A 21921-nucleotide genomic window follows, 5' to 3' on the forward strand; every position below is an offset into this window, starting at 1 on the left:
GTGAAAGAACGAATATTAAAAGCATCCGTAGACTTGTTTTGGCGCTATGGAATCAAGAGTATCACGATGGACGACATCGCAAAAGAACTGGGGATTTCCAAGAAGACGATCTATCAGCATTTTGCTGATAAGGATGAGATTGTGAAGGAGGTGATTGAGAAAGAACTGGATTGTGAAAAAAGCGATATGGAGCGGCTGAAATCAGAAGTACGTGATCCGATTGAAGAAGTTATGAAAGCATCGGAATACATGCGGGCCAATTTCGCAACGATCAGTCCTGTGCTGTTTCATGACCTCAAAAAATACCATCCCAAAGCCTGGACACTATTTCAGAAACATAAGTACGAGCACATTGTGCACACGATCAGCGCAAATCTGACAGAAGGCAAGACAATGGGGCTCTATCGCCGTGATATTGACGTGGAGATACTCGCCCGGCTCCGGCTCGAACAAATCGAAATGGCTTTTGACACGACGATTTACCCTCCCCAAAAGTTCAGCATGATGGACGTGCAGATTCAGTTTATCCATCATTTTTTACGAGGCATTCTGACCGAAGAAGGATTTAAACTTTACAACACCTACATAGAAAAATCAGTAATTGAATCAAACCATCCATGAAACGAGTAACCAAAATACACCAAGGGCTGCTGGTAGTGGCATTGCTCCTGGGGACCTTGTCGGCACAGGCCCAAAATGCCTTTACGCTCGAAGAAGCGGTTCAGTACGCGCTTCGAAAGAATATTAATATCAAAACAACCGAACTAGACGCTATATCTGCTGAGGCTCGAATCGGCGAAATCCGCGCCGCCGGGCTGCCGCAGGTTTCAGCTCAGCTTGGCTTTAATGACAATCTGATTATTCAGCGTGTTTTTCTGCCTGCTACGTTTGTAGATCCTAATGCCTCTCCCGATGCGCCTCCTATCGCTGCGCAGTTTGGGGTAAAGTACGCTGGCAATGCCGGTGCAACGCTCAATCAGCTGATTTTCAACGGGTCGTATCTCGTGGGTCTGAAAGCTGCTTCTACGTACCGTGAGCTTGCGCAAAAGAACGTTGTGCAGTCGAAAGTAATGGTAGCTGAGGCGGTTACGAAAGCCTACTACTCCGTGCAGGTGGCCGAAGAGCGCGCCAAGGTGCTGGATCTGAACATTAGCCGGCTCGATACCCTCATGCGGGATACCCGCGCAACCTATGAAAGCGGGTTTGTTGAAAAAATTGATGTGGATCGTCTGGAAGTACAGCTCAATAATCTGAAAACCGAGCGGCAAAAAGTAAATAACCTGATCGAGCTCAGCTACACGCTTCTCAAATATCAGATGGGTATGCCCCTGACCGAGCCGGTTACGCTCACTGACCGCATCGAAGACGTAAACCTCGCCACGCTGCAAGCCGAAGTAGGCGGAAGCGTCGACTATGAAAAGCGTATAGAATATTCCATTTTGAATACGCAGGGAGAACTCGCCAGGCTCGACATCAAGAATATCCGCGCAGGTTACCTGCCAACGGCTTCGGGATTTTTGTCGTACGGACACAACAACGGACGCAACAACTTTGGCGATTTGTTTAGTACGCAGTGGTTCAATAACTCGGTGCTTGGCCTGAATATTCAGATTCCGATTTTTGATGGATTAACCAAACACTATAAATTGAAACAGGCCGAAATAACGCTCGATAAAGTCAATCAGGGCCGCGACCTGCTTTCACAATCCATTGACTTGCAGGTACAGCAGGGCTTCATTACGTTGCGCAATTCGCTCGAAACGCTCGAAACGCAACGCCGCAACGTGACGCTTGCCGAAGAAGTGGTACGTGTGTCAAAGATAAAATATCAGGAAGGTGTGGGTTCAAACATTGAGGTAATCAATGCTGAATCGTCCTTTAAAGAAGCCCAAACCAACTACTTTGCCGCACTCTATGACGTGCTGATTTCGAAGGTAGATTTGACCAAAGCCCGGGGCGAACTCCTGATCGACGGCACAAACTAAGTAGCTATGAGCATTTAGCGATTAGCTGTTAGCTTGCATATTTCATTGATTATCAGAAGATTGATTATATTGTTTCTGGAAAGTAATCTAATCAAAATTTGCATAATTACTTTATACATAGCAAACCAATAACTACTTAATTAAACTCAAAATTAGATTTAGCACCTATATCATGAAAACCAATAGTATCGTAGTCGTAGCATTCGCCACCGTCCTGCTGTTAGCCTGCTCGGGAGAGAACAAAGATGGTTTGGCAGCCAAACAGGAAGAGTTGGCCAAGCTGAAAAGTGAGCAAAGCGAGCTCAATCAAAAAATAAAAACGCTGGAAGCCGAAGTAGCGCAGCTCGACACCACAAGTCAGCAGCAGGAGCGCGTCAAATCGGTAGTAGTATCGCCGATTTTATCCCAAAACTTCAAGCATTATGTAGAAGTACAGGGCTCGGTAGATGCCAAAAACAGCGTGATGGTTAGTCCGAAATCCGGTGGAGTGGTAACGGCCGTGTATGTAAAAGAAGGGGATAACGTGCGTCAGGGAGCTACAATTGCAAGAGTAGACGACAGCATTTTGCGGGAATCTATCGAAGAATTGAAAAATCAGATGACACTCGCCCAAACGGTGTATGAAAAACAGGCCCGGCTTTGGGAACAGAAAATCGGAACGGAGATTCAGTACTTGCAGGCAAAAAATAACAAAGAAGCACTTGACAAGAAGCTTTCGACGCTCAATACGCAGCTTTCGCAGGCAAACATTGCTGCACCCATCAGTGGCGTTGTCGATATGGTCAATGTGCGTGTAGGCGAAATGGCCTCGCCCGGAATGCCCGTGGTGCGTTTGGTCAATTTGGGTAATCTGAAAGTTGTTGCCAAAGTAGCCGATAGCTACGCCGCAAGCGTACGCAAGGGCGATGAGGTCATTATCAAATTTCCGGATCTTAACAAAGAATTTAACGCCCGCATCACCTTCGTAAGTACGACCGTTGACCCGCTGAGCCGGACTTTTACGATTGAAGCCAACCTGCCATCAAGCAGCGGAATCAAACCGAACATGCTGGCGCAGGTACAAATCAACGATGCAAGCCGCTCGGATGCACTCGTGATTGACCAAAACCTGGTACAAACCAACGAAAAAGGACAAGTGGTGTACGTGGCCGCAGCCGAAGGTGACCGCAAGGTAGCACAGGCAAGAACTATCAAAACAGGCCTGAGCTACAACGGCAAAGTGGAGATTCTGGAAGGATTGAAGACCGGCGATCAGCTCATTACGCAGGGGTATCAGGACGTAGCCGACGGACAGCTGATAAGCTACTGAACCAACTTATAGAATGACACCTGGAAGAGGGTAACGGGACATCCGAGAACTTCGTTTTTCCCAAACCCTCTCCTGCTCACCCATTCATTATTCAAATATTCAAACCTATGAAAGCAGCAGACGATCATAAACTAGACGATCACAAGACGCTCAGCTTCACCAATTGGTGTGTAGAGAATAGGACAACGATCTATATTTTCACCTTCATCATTACGCTTGCCGGATGGCTCGTATACACCACGTTGCCGAAAGAGCAGTTTCCGGACATCAAGATTCCGCAGGTGTATATCAACACCGTTTATTTCGGAACAGCACCCGCAGATGTGGAAAATACGATCAATAAGCCGATTGAAAAACAGCTCAAATCCATTTCGGGCGTGAAGCGGATCAAATCCAATGCCTTGCAGGATGTATCCGTTATCCTCGTAGAATTTAACCCCGATGTAGACGTAACCGACGCTTTGCAGCGTGTGCGCGACGCCCTCGACAAGGCTAAGCGCGACCTGCCCCAAAAGCTCGACTCCGGCCCTACGGCGCAGGACGTAAACTTCTCGGAGTTTCCGATCATGAACATTAACATTGCCGGAAATTATTCGCTGAAACAACTCAAAGAATACGCCGAAGATTTGCAGGATGCCATCGAAGGGATGCCCGAAATCAGCCGTGTGGACATTGTAGGCGCGCTCAACCGCGAAATTCAGATTAATGTAGACCTGCCCCGGATGCAGGCGGCCGGTCTTACCTTCTATGATATTCAGAGCGCCGTACAAGGTGAAAACGTAAACGTTTCCGGGGGGGATTTGCCCGTGGATGGCGTGCGCCGGACGCTCCGCGTCAAAGGTGAGTTTTCGGAAATGCGACAAATTGCCGATCTGCGAATCCGGACAAGTACCGGAGCCGTTTTGCGTTTGGGCGATGTGGCCGACGTGCAGGATAGCTTTGAAGAGCAGCAGGATTTTGCCCGCCTCGACAATAAATCGGTAGTTACACTCAACGTCATTAAGCGTGCCGGTGCCAACCTCGTGCAGGCCGCCGATAATATTGAAGCGACAATTGAAGACTATAAAGAAACACGCTTTCCTCAGGGACTCGACATCCGCATCACAGCCGATCAGTCGGAGCGGACACGTGCCGAGCTACATGATTTGGTCAATACTGTGGTATTGGGCTTTATCTTCGTGGTACTCATCCTGATGTTCTTTATGGGCGTGGGCGACGCTATCTTTGTGGGTCTTTCGGTGCCGTTGTCGGCCTTGGTAGCGTTCGTACTGATGCCGATCATCGGGCCAATCGTCGGTACGGCTTTTACCCTGAACACCATCGTTCTTTTTGCATTCCTGCTTGGTATTGGTCTCGTGGTAGACGATGCCATCGTGGTTATTGAAAATACCCACCGTTTGTTTAACCAACACAAAGAATGGACCATTCAGCAGGCTGTGAAGGCGGCCGCCGGCGAGGTGTTTGTTCCTGTACTTTCCGGTACGCTCACGACGATTGCGCCCTTCTTCCCGCTGTTATTTTGGCCAGGAATTGTTGGTGAGTTTATGAAGTTTTTACCGCTGACGCTCATCCTCACGCTGATGTCGTCGCTCTTTGTGGCCTACGTCATGAACCCCGTCTTTGCGGTATCGTTCATGAAAAGACACGACGAAACCAAAGAAAAGCACGAAACCAAGAGCTTCAAAACCATTCGTCGGCCAATCATTATTTTGGGTGCAGCTGCCTTCATTGGCTATTTTATTGATCGCGGGGTGGGCAACTTCCTGCTGTTTATTCTGCTGTTGTTTGTCTTCAACCACTACATCCTGACGCCCAAAATCCTGGTGCCTTTTCAGGATCGGTTCCTGCCCGCCCTGCGCGATAGCTACCGTAACCTGATCTCGTGGCTTATCAAAGGATGGCGTCCTGTGTGGGCGATTGTGCTGATGGTCGGCGTACTGATTTTTACCTTCGTGCTAACGGGTATCGTTCAGCCACAAGTCATTTTCTTCCCGAGCGGCGATCCTGACTATGTGTACGTCTACAACAAACTGCCGATTGGTACCGATGCCCGTGTAACGGATTCGGTGACGAAGGTGATCGAGAAAAAAGTTTTTGATGTTTTGGAAAAAGAAAAAGCCATGGACATGGTCAATTCGGTGATTTCCAACGTGGGCAAAAACGCCGGCGACCCAACAAACCCCGACCGCGCGGCTACGCCGCATAAGTCGAAGGTAACCGTAGCCTTTGTCAAAAACGAAGAACGCGGCGGACGCTCGACGCAGGAAGTGCTGCTAAAAGTTCGGGATGCCCTCGTGGGAATTCCCGGCGCGGAAATTTCCGTAGAACGCGAAAGCACCGGACCACCCACCGGAAAACCAATTGCCGTTGAAATTTCGGGCGATGATTTTGACCAATTGCAAATCCTGGAAAAACAAGTACTGCAAAAAGTACAGAATTCTGGTATACAGGGAATTGATCAGCTGCGCTCGGATCTCGTGACCAACAAACCCGAAATCACTATCAACATCGACCGGGATAAAGCGCAGCGGGAAGGCATCAGCTCACAGCAAATCGCTTTGGCCGTTCGGACGGCCCTGTTCGGAACTGAAATTTCTAAGTTCAGAGATGCCGAGGACGAATACCCCATCATGGTGCGTCTGAAAAAAGACGACCGCGATCAGATTGAACGGCTACTGAGCCTCAACATCGTGTACCGCGACATGAACTCCGGCGGTGCCCTGCGGCAGGTTCCGATTTCGGCGGTGGCCGACATCAATTACTCGACCACGTTCAGTCAGATCAACCGCAAAGATCAGGAGCGGATCGTGACGCTGAGCTCGGATGTACTGCCCGGCTACAACGCCAACGAAATTGTAGCGCAGATTCAGGTGTTGGTAAACGAAATGGAAGTACCCAACGGCTATACCGTCAAAATGGGTGGCGAACAGGAAGATCAGGAAGAATCCATGACGTTCCTTGTAGGAGCTTTCGGAGCTGCAATTCTGCTGATTTACCTCATTTTGGCCACGCAGTTCAACTCCGTGGTGAAGCCGTTCATTATCTTCTTCACCATCCTGCTGTCGCTCATTGGCGTGTTGTTGGGCTTTATCATCTTTGATAAAACGTTCTCCGTCATTATGTCGGGCGTAGGAATTATCGCTTTGGCCGGAATCGTGGTGAAAAACGGGATTCTGCTCATTGAGTTCATCGACGAACTACGCGAGCGGGGCTATCCGCTGCGCGAAGCCATCATCGAAGGCGGTGCCATTCGTCTCAACCCCGTGTTGCTGACGGCCTCCGCTGCCGTACTCGGGCTGATTCCCCTCGCCTTTGGCCTTACCGTCGATTTCGTGACTTTGTTCCGTGACTTTGACCCGAACATCATGATAGGTGGCGACAGCGCCGTGTTCTGGAACATTCTGGCATGGACTATCATTTTTGGTCTGACGTTCTCTACCGTCCTGACCCTCGTGATTGTGCCGTGTATGTACTACGTCAACGAGCGCGTGCGGGAGAAATGGTTCCGTAAAAAGACAGATACCAAATCTCAGCCCGAATCGTTAGAAATAGAGACAGTGTAGAGTAGTTTTTTGGTTAAAGGCAAAGAGCCGGGCGGAGTTTTCTGACCCGGCTCTTTCTTTGCCCGAAAAATCCGAAGCAGGCAGATTTCCTGTTTTGTTATGGTAAGAAGGTTCTTATATTGTGCTTCTTTTGCTGTAATCCCTTGTGCATGATTTCTTTACCTGAAAATGAAAAATTAGACGTCTCATCTTTGGCGGGAGTTTTTCAAAACACGACCAACTCGTATAAATTTTACTGGTTTCTTGCCATTCTGGATATTTTGCAAGAAGATGGTACACAGCTCACTATTTCTAAAAAAGAGATTGCCCTTCGCATGCTGTCCAGAGTGTGGTACCCGCTCGATTATTTCAAACTATCCTTTGGCGCTCAGGATGGATTTAAACAGGTAGCAACGTTTATTTCTTCCAAAATAGAAATTGATAATCGTCTTAACGCTCCAAATCTTTTAGCCCAAATCAATCAAAAATTTTCGCCCGAGGAAGTAACGGATTTGGGTCGGGAAATTAACAAGAATCTGATCCGTTGGGTACCTTTCCGATTCATTCGTCCTTTCTTTTCGGCTGAAACTCAAAGGCTTTCGGATCAAAACGTAAACAGCGCAATTGAAAAGCTGAGCAATGAACTTTTTGATACCGAGCCGGGACGAGTCATGTACCGTATTTCTGCGGAGTGCATTCAGGTTAATCCATTGTGGGTAAGCTATTTCCAGAAACATTCTAGCATTTTGCGTGGATTCATTTTTTGGCATCTGGTAAAATTTATACAAAAGAATAATCCCAACGTAATTGGCTTGACCGAAAAGCTGGAAAAGCCAGTAAAACGTGATTTGAACCTCGCAAGTCGGTTCTGGAAAGGATACCTGGCCGAAAATCCAGACGTGACCTGTATCTATTCTGACCGTCCTATCACCTCCCAAAACCTGAGTCTCGACCATTTTTTACCCTGGTCGTATGTGGCTCATGATCAGCTTTGGAACATTATTCCGGTACCCAAAACTATAAATTTCTCCAAAGGAAATTGCCTGCCTTCTTTTGAATTGTATTTTGAACGATTATCGACCCTTCAATACGGTGCAGTTCAATTTTACAGAGAAAAAGAATCCATGAAAATGCTGGAAGATTACGACCAGATTTTCAAGACGGATTTGCGTACATTGTCGATAGAGCAATTTAGTGCAATCTTGAAAAATCATCTTTTACCTCATTTTCAAACGGCTAGAAACCTCGGTTTTTCGTATCCCTATATTTATGACACCTCCTTCACCAAATGAAAAATGAATGAACATCAAAATTCCAATTCACATCTAACAGCCAAAGAACGCAGCACTCCTTCTCTTCCCGTCCGAATGTTGCTCGAACGCAAGCTCATACAGGGCAAAGTACTTGATTTTGGCTGTGGATTTGGGAAAGATGTCAACCACCTTCTGATCAAAGGTTTCGACGCCAAAGGGTTTGATCCGTACTACTATCCTGAATTTCCGACCGAAAAGTTTGATACCATTCTATGCTTCTACGTTCTGAACGTACTTTTTCCGGAAGAGCAAAACAGGGTTTTGATGCAAATTTCACAGCTGTTGAAACCGTCCGGAAAAGCCTATTTTGCGGTTCGGCGAGATATTTCAAAAGATGGTTTTCGTACCCATCAGGTTCATGGAAAGCCTACTTATCAGTGTTACGTCAAGCTTCCTTACAAATCTATTTTTCTCAACGAGAATACAGAATTTTACGAATATCAACATTGGAATAAAGTTGTTGAGGCAGATTCCAAATGCCCTTTTTGTAAGCCTAATCCAGCCCTGCATTTGTTGGCTGAAACACCTTTAAGTTACGCTGTTTTGGATGGCTATCCGGTTGCGAAAGGTCATGCGCTCATAGTTCCCAAACGCCATGTAGCCAACTACTTTGAACTAACTTTTGATGAGCAAAAAGATTTGGTGCAGCTTTCTACTTTTGTACAGCAAATGCTCAAAAGCCAGTACCATACCAATGATTTTACCTTTGGAATGAATATTGGTAAAAATGCCGGACAACGGATTGATCATGCTACGATACATCTTATTCCAAGATTTAAAGGTGATTGTGCCAATCCAAAAGGAGGAGTTAGGAATATTTTAAATAAATAAAGCTACAAGGGTTCCAAAACTTTGTTGCTTTTGCATACACAAAGGAAGCTTTAACGTTTTTCCCCCCACTCCCCACTTTTTACTAACTTGCCGGCCGTTTTACATTTATCTAAATCCTGTATGAAAAATTTGAAAAAACTACTTTCTGCCGCTGTCCTGATGGTTTGTCTGTGTAGCGCAGGTCTGGCGCATGCCCAAAAAGGTACGCTCAACGACATCAAGTTTCTGGACGGCCGTTGGTTGGGTACCTACAACGGCGGGCCTATTGAAGCCGCATGGACGGCCCCGGCCGGAAACAACATCGTGGGGTATATCCGGATGATGAAAGATGAAAAGGCAACGCTCTACGAAATGTTCGTTTTTGAGCAAAATGCCGAAGGGCCCGTGGCAATGGTGAAGCACTTTAAGCCCGGCATGATTGGCGTGGAGGAAAAAGACGCATTTGACCGCTATACGTTTCAATCGGCCAAAAAAAATGAAGCGCTGTTTGAAAAAGACGATGCTTCGGTACGGATTATTTACGAGCTACGGAAAAAGGATCAGCTTGTGATTCAGCGCGGACGACAGGAAAACGGACAGTGGAAATTTGTAGATCTATTTGTCTTCAACCGAATTCCCTAAATTTTCCTGCGAAATCGGTAACACAAAAATCGCCTGAACCGTAGCAATCGGTTCCGGCGATTTTTGTTTTTAGCAGAGAAGTAGAATGCTACCTATTTCCCAACCCGAGGTTCGAGCCAAAGAGCTGTAAAACAGCTCAAAAACAGAAACAGCCACACAAAACCCGGGATTTTTTGTCGACGCAGCGGACGCGCCTCCCGCAGGTTGTTGGTCGTCGCAAGCGGCTGTTCCATCGCCTGCATGTAAGCTTGCAGGCAGGCGGTTTGGTAGCCCGTAGTGGTGGAGTCCTGCACGTAGACTTCGACCGAGTCGCCCAAAGATACCCATCCGGAAGGGCCAAACTGATAGTCGACGGTAGCCGATTGGGCATTGAGCGGCGACGGTGCCACAGCTGCCGAATCGCCACCAATTTGGATGAACTCAGGCAAGGCAGCAAAGTTATTCAGCTGAACCGTACTCGACAAACCGCTAAAAACAGGCGCATCGGCCCGAAGCTGATTGCGGGGTGCAGGCTGTCCAAATGCCAGCAGGGAACTCCAAATACGATCATAAAACAGGCTGTCGCCACTAAGCTTGACCGGGAACGTTTCGTTCAACAGGCTAACCATCAGCTTCCCCGGTTTTTTCCAGATTGCTACCGGAAATTCGCCATGCGGGAGCTGTGCCGCTACGGGCACAAACGAGTAAGGCTGCGCCGTAAGCGAAGGAGCAAGGGAAACGGAGTTTTCGGTACTGATTTTTCTGACTGCAAAACCCACACCCAATGCGCGGTTGATGCGTGCGAGGGCATCTTCCACCGGACTAAGCCCCAACACCCACACACTTTTGCCGCTGCCAAGGGCTTTTTTTACCTGCGGGTTCGTGATGTTATCAGGATCGGTCAGGATAAAATCAGGGCTGAGTTTTGTATCAGCGGAGCGGTTTAGGTCGGTGGTTTGTAAAATATTGCGCGAAAGCGTCGTCTGAATGGATACGGTATGTCCCTGACGGCCCAGCCAATCGGCCAACGTACGACTTTCAAAATCAGGAGTTTGGAGAATAAACTGAAACGAAAACGTGGGGGCTGCCTGCGCAAAAAAGCGAAGCGTATCTATCGGCGATTCGTCCAGAAAAAGTTCTACAAAGCTGCGGCCTTCCGAAAACACCGGAAATTGTAGCCGAAACGTTTGGTTTCCGGCTTCCAGCGTGGTGCTGTCCAGGGTTTTTCCGGCAAAGCGAAGCGCCAGCAATTGCTTTTTGCTCGACCTAATTGCGCCCGAAAACTCCTGCATTTCTCCCTGTTTCACCACCCCCTGCCACCGAACAGCCCGCAGCTGATCTTCCGCAACGTAGGGGTGCCACCGTACGGATGTGCTCACGAGCTGAGCTAGAAAATTGGCCGGGAAATGCTGCCCCAACAGCGCCACGGAGTCTGCCTGTTGGGCGAGCTTTTCGGTCAGAAACTCCTCTGCCGAAACACGCTCCGGCGAGCCGAGGCTGTCCTGCCACTGCCAGGCCACGGCCGCAGGTACTTCCTCTCCTACCACTAGAATTGTGGACGAAGCAGCGGTTTTGACCCAAACGGGCTGCAAAATGAACAGAACCAACACGAGCCACAGGAGCAGATGCAACAGCATCCGAACGGTTTTTCGGGAACGCGAGAGGGTTTTGTTACGCCCAATGAGCCAGCCAAAACCGGGCAGAAAACCCAGTAAGCCAACCAAAAGCAGCCAATGAAGCGGATCGGAGGAGTGAAAGGTAAAATCAAATGAAATCATAAAAGTCGGCGCCAAAAGGCTTCTTCAAGTTTTTGTTCGCCCCGAGCTGCGGCCGGAGTTTGGGACGAAGCCTGCGTAAGGGACCATAGAAAAGCGCGCAACTGCTGCTCTTCCTTTGCGGTTCGTGGTTGTCCGGCGGCGAGTTTTTGCAGCCCCGTCAGCGCCGCCCAATTTTTCAGGTTACCGTTGATAATCAGCCCGGCCATCAGCGCACCTGCATCCTGCACGTCCCGCTGCTGCGACGGCGACAGTTTTTTTAGTTCAAGATAGCCCAACAGGCGGCGGGCTTTGGGGGCAAGTTGTTCCTGCGTGTAGGTGCGTTGCTGCGCATAGCGGGCATTTAATTTGTCGAGTTCGCCCGTCAGGCGGGTTTCTTTTTCTTTCAGCGGAGGCGGATCAAACCCACTCTTTTTGACATACGAGCGCGCTTTTTGTTGTGCGGTTTTAAGGTATTCCAGGGCTTTCTTTTCAAAAGGCAGCGCTTTTTCGGGTTCGTAAAGCCGCAGATGCAACTCCGACTGCCACATTTGTTCCAGCGCCATTTTCAACAAACTACGCGTCGATTGCTCATAAAAAGTATTGACCTCGCCGTCGTCGTGGGCGTGTACGTACTGTTCCATCAGGGCCGCCAAGGGGTCCTGCGCATCGGCAGCGGCGGGGCCGTGGTCGTGCCCGTGGTCATGATCCGGTTCTTCGGCGTGGGCGGCGTGCTCTTCTTCGGTGTCGTGTTTGTGCATAAATCCATCAAGGATATTGCCGCCTTCGGCAGGTTGTGCTCCTTCTGCCGCATGAGAAGCGCCGCCAATGTTGGTTTCAAATTCTTCGCCCATAAACTGCCCATAGCGAAGTCGGAGTACTTTTTGGTCAAAACCGATTTCGTTGGAGGTACTGTTAAACTCAGCAGCGGGGATTTTTTTTCGTTTGGCAATTAGTTTTTCAGTATCAATAATGATCTGCCGCTGACTTCTGAAATACTCCGGCATGCGGTTGACGGCCATTGCCGCAAGTTCGGCTTCTTCCAGCTGCGTGGTATCCCGAAAGACAATAAAGTAGGTGTCAGATTTGGTAAAATTGGCTTCCGGCTGTCGGTTGTCGAGTGCGGCCCAGTAGTAGTAAAGCTCGTCGCCGGGAGCAAACTGCAAGGCTTTCAGATCCAGGGTTTTGGAAACGTTGGCATCTTTGAAAGAGCCCGAATGCAGCGGAATGCGCAACTCCCGAAACTTCACGTTTTCGCCCGAGCCACGCGCTACTGTGGCCACAATGAACGCTTGCTTCACGTTGAAATCGTCCGAAATACGCGCTGAAACCGAGATTTTTGTCGGGTCCTGCCGCGTGTGGTACCGATACAGTTCTTTGCTTGCCGGTACGATGCGGGGCGGAGCATCAGGCAGAACTTCGAGCCGATAAAAATCGGATTGATACACGAGCGAATCCTTGAAATAGCCTTTGAACGAATAAATACCGGAGTGCCGGACCCGATCTTTGTACGAAAACAGCCCATTATTTTCCTGAAAAGCCACCTCTTGCCCCCGGCTGTCAACCAATTGTAAACGAATAGCTTCCGGATTCTTTAACTGAATGCGCCATTGCACTACCGACCCACTCACCGCCCGAATCATCAGGTCGTCCGTTTCACGTACCGGAAGGCCCGTGTAGGCAGGCGGCTCAATCCGAACCTCTGCCGATTGTAACGCAGGAGGCAGCCACGTTCGGGTGGGTTTTTGTTGCTTTTCTAAGTTGGATATATTCTGAGAATCAGACGACCGAGCGCTGAATAAAGGCGCAAGCAGATGAATGATCAGCGCTCCGGCGACGAGCAGAAAGTAAGGCAGACTTTGTCTCAAAAACAGTCGGGGTGTTTCCTGACCGTGCAATTGCTGTCCGAGGCGTTCGAGTTGAAGTTGCTCGGCGATGTTGAGCGATTCTTTTTCCAGAAGCGTCAGGCTGTACTCCGTTCCCTGTATTTTCTGATGCAACAAAAGAACTGCCTCCTCTTTTTTTGATCGGATCATTCCCGTCAGCAGCACTCCCGCCGCTGTTGCTGCAAGTGCGACAAGCGTTAGAAGTAAAGGCTGTTGGGTAATTGTAAAAGTCAGGATACAGGCAGCTGCGGTCAGTAGTGCTGTTTTTAAAGCAGCATTTACAACTAATTGTTTTTGAACAGATTGTACAAGTTTAGTCAGTGGGTTCATGCGTATTTGGTCAGGGCTAAACTACGTTCCAGACTAATGAATACAAGGAATAAAAGCAGCAACAGCGTGTGCAGATTGCCCGCCGAAGCCTGCGCCTGATCGGGTGCGAGCTGCTTTACCCGTCGGCTAAGTTCACCCCGGCTCCACGGCAGGGCATCGCCCCGCAGCTTCCAGTGTGTCAGTAGCTTTTGACCCAGCCATTCGGGTAGTTGTCCGTTTGCCACAAGTGTCGAAGTTTGAGGCGTAAGCGGCTCTTTCACCACATTTATGTTCGGTGATGAGGTTTCCTGCGTTTCCCCGGTCAGCACGTACACAGTATTTGGATTCGGATTGGTAAGCGGTTCATCAGACACCACAAGGGAGTAAGGCTGTGATGCTTTTTGGGCAAAATCAAGTACAAGTTCCAGCCCATACACCTCTGCAAAAGCCTTTACCGCCGCAACAACCGTGGTGCGTTCGGTCTCGTTTTTTAACAAAACCAGCACGGGTAAAGGTCCCTCGGCCACGGGATTTTCAGCGAGGCGAAGACCGGTATCCAAGGGCCCGTTGCTGAGCAACTGACGGGCATTGATATGAAGTTTTTGATTGTTTTTCACCAACCGGAAATTCCGAACGACCCGATGCAGCGTATCGACGGGTGCGTGAATAAACACAGGAACTGCGGCCTGTAAAACCGGCAGTTGGGCTTTGTTTCGTTCGTTGCGGACGTACACATGAACGATCGCAGCCTTGTCAGCTAACTGATTGAGTAATCCCTGAATCAGCACCGACGACGGTACGTCCCGGCTCGGGTTGTCGGGCGTCAAAGCGTCGTTTATGGTCGACGCCTCGGGTGTCAGCCATCGTAGTTCGTCGCCGTCTTGCTGTGCTTTGGTGAGTTCAAATCGGTAGTTTTCCAGAATAAATTCATCCGGCTGAACCAGATGAACCGTGGGTAAAGTAGCCGATGAATCATTTTTTTTCAGGAAAGGCTCCGCCAAAATCATAGCGAGCAGCAGCACGAGCAGGCAGCGAAGCAGCAGGAGAAGCCATTTTTCGAGCCGCAGGCCCCGCTGAGGCGTTTGATTTTTTTCAAGCAGCCAACGCGTAGCCGCCCACGGCATGAGTTGCCCTTTTTTTTGATGCCACAAATGAATGGCAATCGGAATAGCCACGGCCGCTGCGGCCCACCACATCGCAGGATTTATAAACTCCATCAGGCTTTTCTTTTGGCTAGAAAGGTTCGGATTACGGGGGCAATCGGGTCGCTCAGGCTCAGCCGAATCAGGTGTACGTACGGAATCCGCAGGGCTTCGTCGAGCTGTTGCAGATAGTCCGTCGCCTGCTGCTGAAACGTATCGCGTACGGCCTCGGCGTTCAATTCCAGTTCTTTACCACTTTCCAGATCTTTAAATCGAATAAATCCTTTCAACTCAAAATTCAACTCTTGTTTTCCCAAAAGCTGAAAAATGACAATTTCCCGGCGCGGATTGGCGATGCTCTTCACGAGTTGAATCCACTCGTCCTGCACCTGAAGCAGGTCAGAAGCCATCACGACTACTTCCTTTTGCCGGGTATAAAATTCAGGAAATGCAGCCGACTGACGGTCCCAGCTTCCGGCGGCCTGTGCTTTTTCAAGGCCGTACAAAATCTTTTGAAAAGATTGTTTGCCCGATGCAGCCAACGTTTCAACCCGGCCGTTTTGCAAGCCATACAAACTCATCGAGTCGTTTTGTCGATAGCCCAGATAGGCCAGCGAAGCCAGCAAAATTCGGGCGTATTGCAGGCGCGACACGTTGCCTTCGGCGTAGTTCATGGAGCCCGAAAGATCCAGCACAAACCGAATGTGCAGATTACTTTCCGTCGCCGACTCGCGCACCTGATGTTTCCCGGTGCGGGCGTAAAGTTTCCAGTCAATTCGCTTGGGGTCGTCGCCGGGCTCGTAGTGTCGGTATTGTTCAAACTCCGTGCCTACGCCAGACCTTCGGCTGCCGTGAATCCCCAGCCATAGCTCGTCGCTGACGATTTTTGCTGCCAATTGCAGGTTGTTGAGTTTTAATAAATCGTTTGCCAGGTGAGCCATGTGCCGTTTTTTGTACGCTCGTCAGGGAGTTTTGTGTTAAATTTTTATTTCTTTTACTAATTCCTCAATGACCCGATCAGTCGTAATTCCTTCGGCTTCGGCTTTGAAATTCAGGGCCAGTCGGTGCCGCAAAATCGGGAAAGCCAGCGTCTTAATATCTTCCGGCAGTACCGCAAATCGCCCTTGTATCACGGCATTGGCTTTGGCGCATAGCACGAGTGCCTGCCCTGCGCGGGGGCCGGCGCCCCATTCTCCCCATTGCTTCACAAAGGCCGACGGACTTTCGTGCGGACGGGTAGCCCGCACGAGGCGATTAATATAGCCCAGCAGCTCATCGCTGATATGTACCTGCCGCGTCAGGAGCTGTAAATCCAGAATGTCGCGGTCAGTCAGGATGGTTTGCAGGCTGGGTTTGGCGGTTCCGGTGGTACTTTTGAGCACGTTAAGTTCTTCCAGTTCCGAGGGGTAGTCGAGCTTGATGTAAAGCAAAAAGCGGTCAAGCTGTGCCTCAGGTAAAGGGTACGTTCCGGCCTGTTCGATGGGGTTTTGGGTTGCAATAATCAGAAAAGGCTTCGGTAGGGCATAATCAGCACCGGCGTAGGTCACGCGTCCTTCCTGCATTGCTTCCAGCAGTGCCGCCTGCGTTTTGGGAGGCGTTCGGTTGATCTCGTCGGCCAGTACGATGTGAGCAAAAAGCGGACCTTTATTAAACTTAAAAAACTTTCGCCCCGACTCATGATCTTCTTCCAGAATCTCCGTTCCGACAATATCACCCGGCATGAGGTCGGGCGTAAATTGAATGCGTTTGAAGCTCATGTCCAGCGTTTCAGACATCGTTTTTACCATCAGCGTTTTGGCGAGTCCGGGCACGCCTTCCAGCAGGCAATGTCCGCCGGCTAGCAGCGCAATCAGGATTTCGCCAATTGCTTCCTGCTGCCCCACAATCATTTTTCCAATTTCCTGCCGCAGAATCGGGAGTTTGGCTACAAGTGCTTTATAATGAGTTAAATCGGTTGTTGCTTCCACAGGTAAATGCAATTGGTAAGAAGAGATTAATTAGAATAAAACGAACTTCATTTTTCAGTAAAAAGTCGTTTCATAAATACGCTCACAGTGAGATTTGTCAGGCCGTTAGAGCATACAGAATAATATTAACACCAAACTTCGTATTGTCTTCGGCCAGCCAACGCTTATTTCTAAAATCATAATCCCACTCACAGCCATAGTCTTTGTTGCTGTATAACAGGCCAATGCGGCCATTGATAATGATGGCTTTGAGATAGTCATGCACGAGGTCGTCGCCCCAGCCGTTGAGCTCGAAGGACGTGGTAGGCGGACCGTCTTTAAACTGGAAAAAGTTGGTGTAAATCGGGTGATTATTCGGGATTTTCTGCAACGCCTGCGGACCAAAAGTGCGGCTCATTTCCTGCTCAAACGACTTGGCAAACAGCCCGTCGATGTCATGATTGCAGTCGTCCACAAACACAAAACCACCGTTGTTGACGTAGGTTCGGAAGGTATCGCGTTCCTGCGCCGAGAACTCCACGAGCTTGTGCCCGCTTAAATAACAAAAAGGGCTTTTGAAAATTTCGGGGCTGCCCAGCTGAACCGTCTTTTCTTTTTCATCTACGGGCAGGGTGGTGTATTCTACCAACGAATGTAAAATATTGGAAGGCATGCGCTGATCGGTGTCCCAATCGCCGGATGCGTACTGTATGCGCGTGAAAAAGAATGGTTTCATGAGCGATAAAAAGCCCGAAAAAGTGCTGAGAAAGCAAAACAGACAAGCTTCTCCGGGCTTTTTTGTAAAAAAATTAGATTGTATTAAACAGCATCCGAAAGACTGGTAAACGTAAACTCCCGGATTTTCATGGGCGGAATCAGGTAGTTGCGGTCAGACTCCGTGCTCACGGTTCGCTCCGGTATGCCGAGTTCTTCCAGATTGTTGAGCATGATGATGGGGCTTTCATTAAAACGAAAGTTTTTGACCGGATATTTAATCACGCCATCTTCAATAAAGAACGTACCGTCGCGGGTGAGGCCGGTCAATAGCAGTGTTTGCGGATCTACCGACCGAATGTACCAGAGTTTCGTTACCAGAATCCCCCGTTTCGTGCTTTTAATCATCGCTTCCATGCTGGAAGTCCCTCCGGCCATAATCAGGTTGTTGGGGAAAGGCGTGGCTTTGACGCCCTTTTTCTTCGCCCAGAAACGTGAGTACGCCAGGTTTTTCACCACTCCTTTTTCGATCCAATTGGTCTTTTCCTGCGCGCGGCCATCGCCCGACCAGGGCGAGGCAGGTAATTCAGGATTGGCCGGGTCTGAATAAATCGTAACACGCTCATCGACAATTTTCTCGCCGAGTTTGGTTTTGCCGCCGGGCTTGCTCAAAAACGAGCGCCCTTCGTCTGCCGAACGGGCATCCAGGCTGAAAAAGATATTTTCGAGCAGTACCGAAGCGGCGGTCGGTTCCAGAATGACTGTATATTTTCCAGGTTCCAGCGCGCGGGCCTCCGCTGAGCCCAGGCATTTCTGAACGGCAATTTGCGTAGCTGTTTGGGTATTGAGTTTTTTAAAATCACTAAACCCACGAATCACGTAGCCGGAGCCTTTGCCGTCGGGCGTGCGGACGGTGAGAGAGAAATTAACGTTTGTACTTGGGTAATACGCAAACAGCCCTTTGGAGTTCATCATGGCATTATACCCCCGCGAATCTTCCAGAAACCCCGCGCCTACCAGATTTTTCTCCCGGGTTTGGCTCAGGCTTTGGGCCACGGCGTCAGCTCGTTTAGCGGGTGTAACATTGGCGGTAGACTCAAAAAAACCGTTGGATTTTCCGTAGGTTTGAGGTTCGAGTACGCCCATGTACTCCGGGTTTTCGGGAGCCAACATCGCTAATTCTTCTGAGCGTCGCACCACTTTTTGCAGCGATTCGTCATCAAATTCATCAATAGACGCTACCCCTACCTTCTTGCCAAATGCCGACTGTACCGTCAGGTTCTGATTGATTTGGCCGCCGCTTGTTGACACCTCGTTGCGGGCATAGCGAATATTGCCGCGCTGCTCTCCCAGCAGATTTACTTCGCATTCATCTGCTTTTGAATAACTCAATACTTTCTGAAGCAGTGTTTTAGCCTCAGTTTCAGTAAGAATGATGGCCATAAGTTGTTATATTTTTCTGCCTGTATTAATCACATTAACCCCATTAAAACGCGTAGTTGAGCTTCCGTGCGACACGGCACTCGACTGACTTGGCTGCCCTTTTCCGTCAAAAAACGAGCCGCCCAGGCGGTAATCACGCTCGTCGCAAATCTGTGCACACGAGTTCCAGAATTCCTGTGTGTTCGACTGATACGAAACATCTTTGAGCATTCCGGCAATTTTACCGTCCTTAATTTCATAGAAAAGCTGACCGCCAAACTGAAAATTGTAGCGCTGCTGATCAATCGAAAACGAGCCGTCGCCGATGATATAAATACCTTTCTTGACATCCTTGATCATATCCTCCACCGACAGCGGAGTTTTGCCCGGTGCCAGCGATACATTGGCCATCCGCTGAAACTGTACGGAGCCCCAACTATCAGCGTAGCAACAGCCCTGCGATTCGTTTTCGCCAATGATGTGTACCTGATCGCGGATTGCCTGATAGTTGACCAGCGTACCGTCTTTTACCAAATCCCAACGCTTGGTTTTTACGCCTTCGTCATCCCAGCCTACGGCTCCCAGCGACCCGGGTTGGGTTTTGTCGGCAAAAAGCGTTACTTCCTTGCTGCCATAGTTAAAATTCTTGCTTTGCCATTTATCCAGCGTAGCAAAGGAAGTTCCGGCAAAATTGGCCTCATAGCCCAGCACCCGGTCCAGTTCGAGCGGGTGGCCCACCGACTCATGAATCGTAAGCCACAGGTGCGACGGATCCAGCACGAGGTCGTACTTGCCGGCCTCTACCGATTTGGCCGAGAGTTTTTCTTTGGCCTGACGTGCAGCAGCCGTTACGTCTTCCAGCATGTCATAACCCATGTTGTATCGGGTTGTGATGCCCTTTACGCTGTCAGTAGGATTGGCCTGCAAATATTCGTAGCCCATGCCCATCGGCGAGCTCAGCGAGTCGCGGGTTGCAAACTTACCGCTCTGCGGATCAATCGCTGTGACCGTAAAATTGGGCCACATCCGGTGAATGTCCTGATCAATGTAGGAGCCGTCGGTGGAGGCAAAGTACTTTTGCTCATTGACCATAAAAAGTACGGAATTAACGTAATTGGCCCCGTTTTTCATGGCTGCGCTGTTTACCGTCAGCAGCAGGTCTACCTTTTCTTTGATAGGAACTTCAAAGGCATTTTTGGTAATAGGAGCCTTCCAGCTTACTTCCCCAAAGCCTTTTTGCGGAGCCAGAATCACGGGCTCTTTCATAAGCTTGGCATTGGCCTTCGCAATCGCCACGGCTTCTTCGGCGGCCTTCGCTGTTTGAGCTTCGCTTTTGGCATCTACCACGGCCGCAAAGCCCCAGCAACCGTCCGCAATGACGCGCACACCCACGCCATAAGATTCCGTATTGACCAGATTTTGAACTTTATCTTCCCGTGTAATGACAAATTGGTTGAGATACCGCCCAATCCGAATGTCGGCGTAGGTGGCACCTTTGGCCGTGGCCGCGTTGAGGGCTGCATCGGCAAGCCGTTTTTTGGTGGCTACATCAATAGCGTTATCAAGCAGAGCCTCAGGCGCTACATTACGTCCAAAAACCGGAATGTCCGGAAGCATGAAAGCACCTGCACTAAGGCCAGTCAGTTGCATAAAATCTCTGCGATTCATGGCTTATATATTTTAGGTTAAAGTTTTATTTTGATAAAAAGGAGATTGATTTTTTGGAATAAAATCTGCCCGAAAGAAGTTCAGACAGAGAAAGATTCGTTGGGAGGCAAACAATCACCTCCCAACAAAAATCAGATTCAGCAGTGCCTATACCGCATCTGAAAGACTCGTAAAGGTAAAGTCACGGATTTTCAACGGTGGAATCAGGTTGCCACCGATACGCTGCGGCGCGCCCATTGCTTCCAGGTTATTGAGCATAATAACCGGACTTTCATTGAATCGGAAGTTCTTGACGGGAAACTTGATCTGCCCGTTTTCGATATAAAACGTACCGTCACGCGTGAGGCCCGTGTAGAGCAGTGTTTGTGGATCAACGGCCCGGATGTACCAAAAGCGCGTGACCAAAATCCCTTTTTCTGTGCTTTTTATCAAATCGGCCAGCGACTGCGTGCCGCCCATCATGATAAAACCGGAAGGTGGCGGGACACCCTTAACTCCTTTTTTCTCGGCCCAATAGCGCGAGTAGTACATGTTTTTAACGACGCCATTTTCAATCCACGCAACTTTTTCCTGCGGGCGGCCATCGCTGCCACCCCCGCCGAAGCGTCCACCGCCCCCACCAAAAGGCGAGCCGGGAATTTCGATATTCGCAGGATCGGAATAGATCGTCACGCGTTCATCGAAAAGCTTTTCGCCCAGGCGGGTTTCGCCGCCTTTTTTACTCAAAAAACTACGGCCTTCATCGGCATTACGGGCGTCCATGCTGCGCATCATATTGCCCAAAAGATCAACGGAAGCTGCCGGTTCCAGAATGACGGTATATTTTCCGGGTTCGAGGGCACGGGCATTCACCGACGCCAGCGCTTTTTGCATCGCTACTTCGGTAGCAGCCTTGGTGCTGAGCTTTGACACGTCATTCACGTCCCGAATCGCATAGCCCGAACCCAGGCCGTCGGCCGTGCGGACGGTAATGGAGAAATCGACGGAGGTCGCTTTATTATACCCAAACAACCCTTTGCTATTTCCGATTGCTGAAAAACCGGCGGTATCTTCGAGGTAGCCTGCGGCCGTCAGGTTTTTCTTGCGGCAGGGATCAAGGCTGTCAAATGCCGCCTGAGCGCGGTATTCAGCGTTGATGTCGGCGGTGCTTTGGGCAAAAGAGGCCGTTTCCAGGTAGTTCTGCGGGCCTAGCATCGGCACATATTCGGGGTTTTCGGGCGCCAGTTGCGCTATTTCTTCGGCCCGGCGGGCGGTTTTTTCCAGCGAGGCATCATCAAATTCATTGATTGTAGCTGTGCCCGATTTTTTTCCAAAAACGGCCGTTACTGACAACGATAAGTTGGTCGTTTCGCCACTAGTAGATACCGAGTTGCGGGCATACCGGATATTGCCGGTGCGGTTGCCGCTCAGGGCCACGCTCATTTCGTCGGCTTTGGAGTACGAGAGTACTTTATCTATAATTTTCTTAGCTTCTTCTTTGGTTAAGATGGCCATATTTTT

The 21921-nt window shown here is 49.5% G+C and carries 16 protein-coding genes; 7 read left to right on the top strand and 9 right to left on the bottom strand.

The window, feature by feature from the left end; translation table 11 throughout:
* The 7 genes from EZE20_RS20330 to EZE20_RS20360 all read left to right on the top strand — a co-directional run bounded on the left by EZE20_RS20330 (nt 1) and on the right by EZE20_RS20360 (nt 9601).
* On the top strand, nt 1-621 hold the full coding sequence (locus EZE20_RS20330) for a TetR/AcrR family transcriptional regulator (RefSeq protein WP_228713918.1): 621 nt from the start codon (nt 1-3) through the stop codon (nt 619-621).
* The gene (locus tag EZE20_RS20335) at nt 618-1985 is read left to right on the top strand and encodes a TolC family protein (RefSeq protein ID WP_228713920.1); all 1368 of its coding nucleotides are present in this window, start codon (nt 618-620) and stop codon (nt 1983-1985) included. The genes EZE20_RS20330 and EZE20_RS20335 overlap by 4 nt, the downstream gene beginning before the upstream one ends.
* Nucleotides 1986-2157: 172 nt before the next feature.
* Entirely contained in the window at nt 2158-3294 is a 1137-nt protein-coding gene (locus tag EZE20_RS20340; protein WP_132121186.1) for an efflux RND transporter periplasmic adaptor subunit, read from the top strand.
* Nucleotides 3295-3401: 107 nt separating this feature from the next.
* Nucleotides 3402-6857, top strand: coding sequence for an efflux RND transporter permease subunit (locus tag EZE20_RS20345; protein ID WP_132121188.1), 3456 nt, complete (start codon nt 3402-3404; stop codon nt 6855-6857).
* Nucleotides 6858-7006: 149 nt separating this feature from the next.
* Nucleotides 7007-8128: an HNH endonuclease domain-containing protein gene (locus EZE20_RS20350; RefSeq protein WP_132121190.1), complete on the top strand. Its 1122-nt coding sequence runs from the start codon at nt 7007-7009 to the stop codon at nt 8126-8128.
* Nucleotides 8129-8131: 3 nt separating this feature from the next.
* Nucleotides 8132-8980, top strand: a complete 849-nt coding sequence (locus EZE20_RS20355) for an HIT family protein (protein WP_132121192.1) — start codon at nt 8132-8134, stop codon at nt 8978-8980.
* 159 nt (nt 8981-9139) lie between these two features.
* Nucleotides 9140-9601 (top strand): DUF6265 family protein, encoded by a 462-nt coding sequence (locus tag EZE20_RS20360; protein WP_228713924.1) that lies wholly within the window; start codon nt 9140-9142, stop codon nt 9599-9601.
* A gap of 92 nt (nt 9602-9693) precedes the next feature.
* Here the strand turns inward: EZE20_RS20360 and EZE20_RS20365 are convergent, their stop codons facing one another.
* From EZE20_RS20365 to EZE20_RS20405, 9 genes are all read right to left on the bottom strand, one after another.
* Nucleotides 9694-11358: a hypothetical protein gene (locus EZE20_RS20365; RefSeq protein WP_132121196.1), complete on the bottom strand. Its 1665-nt coding sequence runs from the start codon at nt 11356-11358 to the stop codon at nt 9694-9696.
* Nucleotides 11355-13550: a hypothetical protein gene (locus EZE20_RS20370; protein WP_132121198.1), complete on the bottom strand. Its 2196-nt coding sequence runs from the start codon at nt 13548-13550 to the stop codon at nt 11355-11357. Before EZE20_RS20370 ends, EZE20_RS20365 begins: the two co-directional genes overlap by 4 nt.
* Nucleotides 13547-14746, bottom strand: a complete 1200-nt coding sequence (locus EZE20_RS20375) for a BatA domain-containing protein (protein WP_132121200.1) — start codon at nt 14744-14746, stop codon at nt 13547-13549. The genes EZE20_RS20370 and EZE20_RS20375 overlap by 4 nt, the downstream gene beginning before the upstream one ends.
* Entirely contained in the window at nt 14746-15612 is an 867-nt protein-coding gene (locus tag EZE20_RS20380) for a DUF58 domain-containing protein (protein WP_132121202.1), read from the bottom strand. Before EZE20_RS20380 ends, EZE20_RS20375 begins: the two co-directional genes overlap by 1 nt.
* Nucleotides 15613-15648: 36 nt before the next feature.
* Nucleotides 15649-16638 carry an AAA family ATPase gene (locus EZE20_RS20385; protein WP_132121204.1) on the bottom strand — a complete coding sequence of 330 codons (990 nt, stop codon included), beginning with the start codon at nt 16636-16638 and terminating at the stop codon, nt 15649-15651.
* Between the two features lie 97 nt (nt 16639-16735).
* Complete coding sequence (locus EZE20_RS20390; RefSeq protein WP_132121206.1) at nt 16736-17353, bottom strand: DUF4159 domain-containing protein; 618 nt, start codon at nt 17351-17353, stop codon at nt 16736-16738.
* A gap of 83 nt (nt 17354-17436) precedes the next feature.
* The gene (locus EZE20_RS20395; protein WP_132121208.1) at nt 17437-18774 is read right to left on the bottom strand and encodes a TldD/PmbA family protein; all 1338 of its coding nucleotides are present in this window, start codon (nt 18772-18774) and stop codon (nt 17437-17439) included.
* A 6-nt stretch (nt 18775-18780) separates the two neighbouring features.
* Complete coding sequence (locus EZE20_RS20400; protein WP_132121210.1) at nt 18781-20421, bottom strand: TldD/PmbA family protein; 1641 nt, start codon at nt 20419-20421, stop codon at nt 18781-18783.
* Between the two features lie 147 nt (nt 20422-20568).
* Entirely contained in the window at nt 20569-21915 is a 1347-nt protein-coding gene (locus tag EZE20_RS20405) for a TldD/PmbA family protein (protein WP_132121212.1), read from the bottom strand.
* Between the last annotated feature and the right edge of the window lie 6 nt (nt 21916-21921).

This window comes from Arundinibacter roseus (assembly GCF_004348825.1).
Taxonomy (GTDB): Bacteria; Bacteroidota; Bacteroidia; order Cytophagales; family Spirosomataceae; genus Arundinibacter; species Arundinibacter roseus.

What these genes read in the sequence shown, in the direction of transcription:
- EZE20_RS20335 (WP_228713920.1), top strand. Translation starts at nt 618, where the DNA reads ATGAAACGAGTAACCAAAATACACCAAGGGCTGCTGGTAGTGGCATTG.
- EZE20_RS20340 (WP_132121186.1), top strand. Translation starts at nt 2,158, where the DNA reads ATGAAAACCAATAGTATCGTAGTCGTAGCATTCGCCACCGTCCTGCTG.
- EZE20_RS20345 (WP_132121188.1), top strand. Translation starts at nt 3,402, where the DNA reads ATGAAAGCAGCAGACGATCATAAACTAGACGATCACAAGACGCTCAGC.
- EZE20_RS20350 (WP_132121190.1), top strand. Translation starts at nt 7,007, where the DNA reads ATGATTTCTTTACCTGAAAATGAAAAATTAGACGTCTCATCTTTGGCG.
- EZE20_RS20355 (WP_132121192.1), top strand. Translation starts at nt 8,132, where the DNA reads ATGAATGAACATCAAAATTCCAATTCACATCTAACAGCCAAAGAACGC.
- EZE20_RS20360 (WP_228713924.1), top strand. Translation starts at nt 9,140, where the DNA reads ATGGTTTGTCTGTGTAGCGCAGGTCTGGCGCATGCCCAAAAAGGTACG.
- EZE20_RS20365 (WP_132121196.1), bottom strand. Translation starts at nt 11,358, where the DNA reads ATGATTTCATTTGATTTTACCTTTCACTCCTCCGATCCGCTTCATTGG.
- EZE20_RS20370 (WP_132121198.1), bottom strand. Translation starts at nt 13,550, where the DNA reads ATGAACCCACTGACTAAACTTGTACAATCTGTTCAAAAACAATTAGTT.
- EZE20_RS20375 (WP_132121200.1), bottom strand. Translation starts at nt 14,746, where the DNA reads ATGGAGTTTATAAATCCTGCGATGTGGTGGGCCGCAGCGGCCGTGGCT.
- EZE20_RS20380 (WP_132121202.1), bottom strand. Translation starts at nt 15,612, where the DNA reads ATGGCTCACCTGGCAAACGATTTATTAAAACTCAACAACCTGCAATTG.
- EZE20_RS20390 (WP_132121206.1), bottom strand. Translation starts at nt 17,353, where the DNA reads ATGAAACCATTCTTTTTCACGCGCATACAGTACGCATCCGGCGATTGG.
- EZE20_RS20395 (WP_132121208.1), bottom strand. Translation starts at nt 18,774, where the DNA reads ATGGCCATCATTCTTACTGAAACTGAGGCTAAAACACTGCTTCAGAAA.
- EZE20_RS20400 (WP_132121210.1), bottom strand. Translation starts at nt 20,421, where the DNA reads ATGAATCGCAGAGATTTTATGCAACTGACTGGCCTTAGTGCAGGTGCT.
- EZE20_RS20405 (WP_132121212.1), bottom strand. Translation starts at nt 21,915, where the DNA reads ATGGCCATCTTAACCAAAGAAGAAGCTAAGAAAATTATAGATAAAGTA.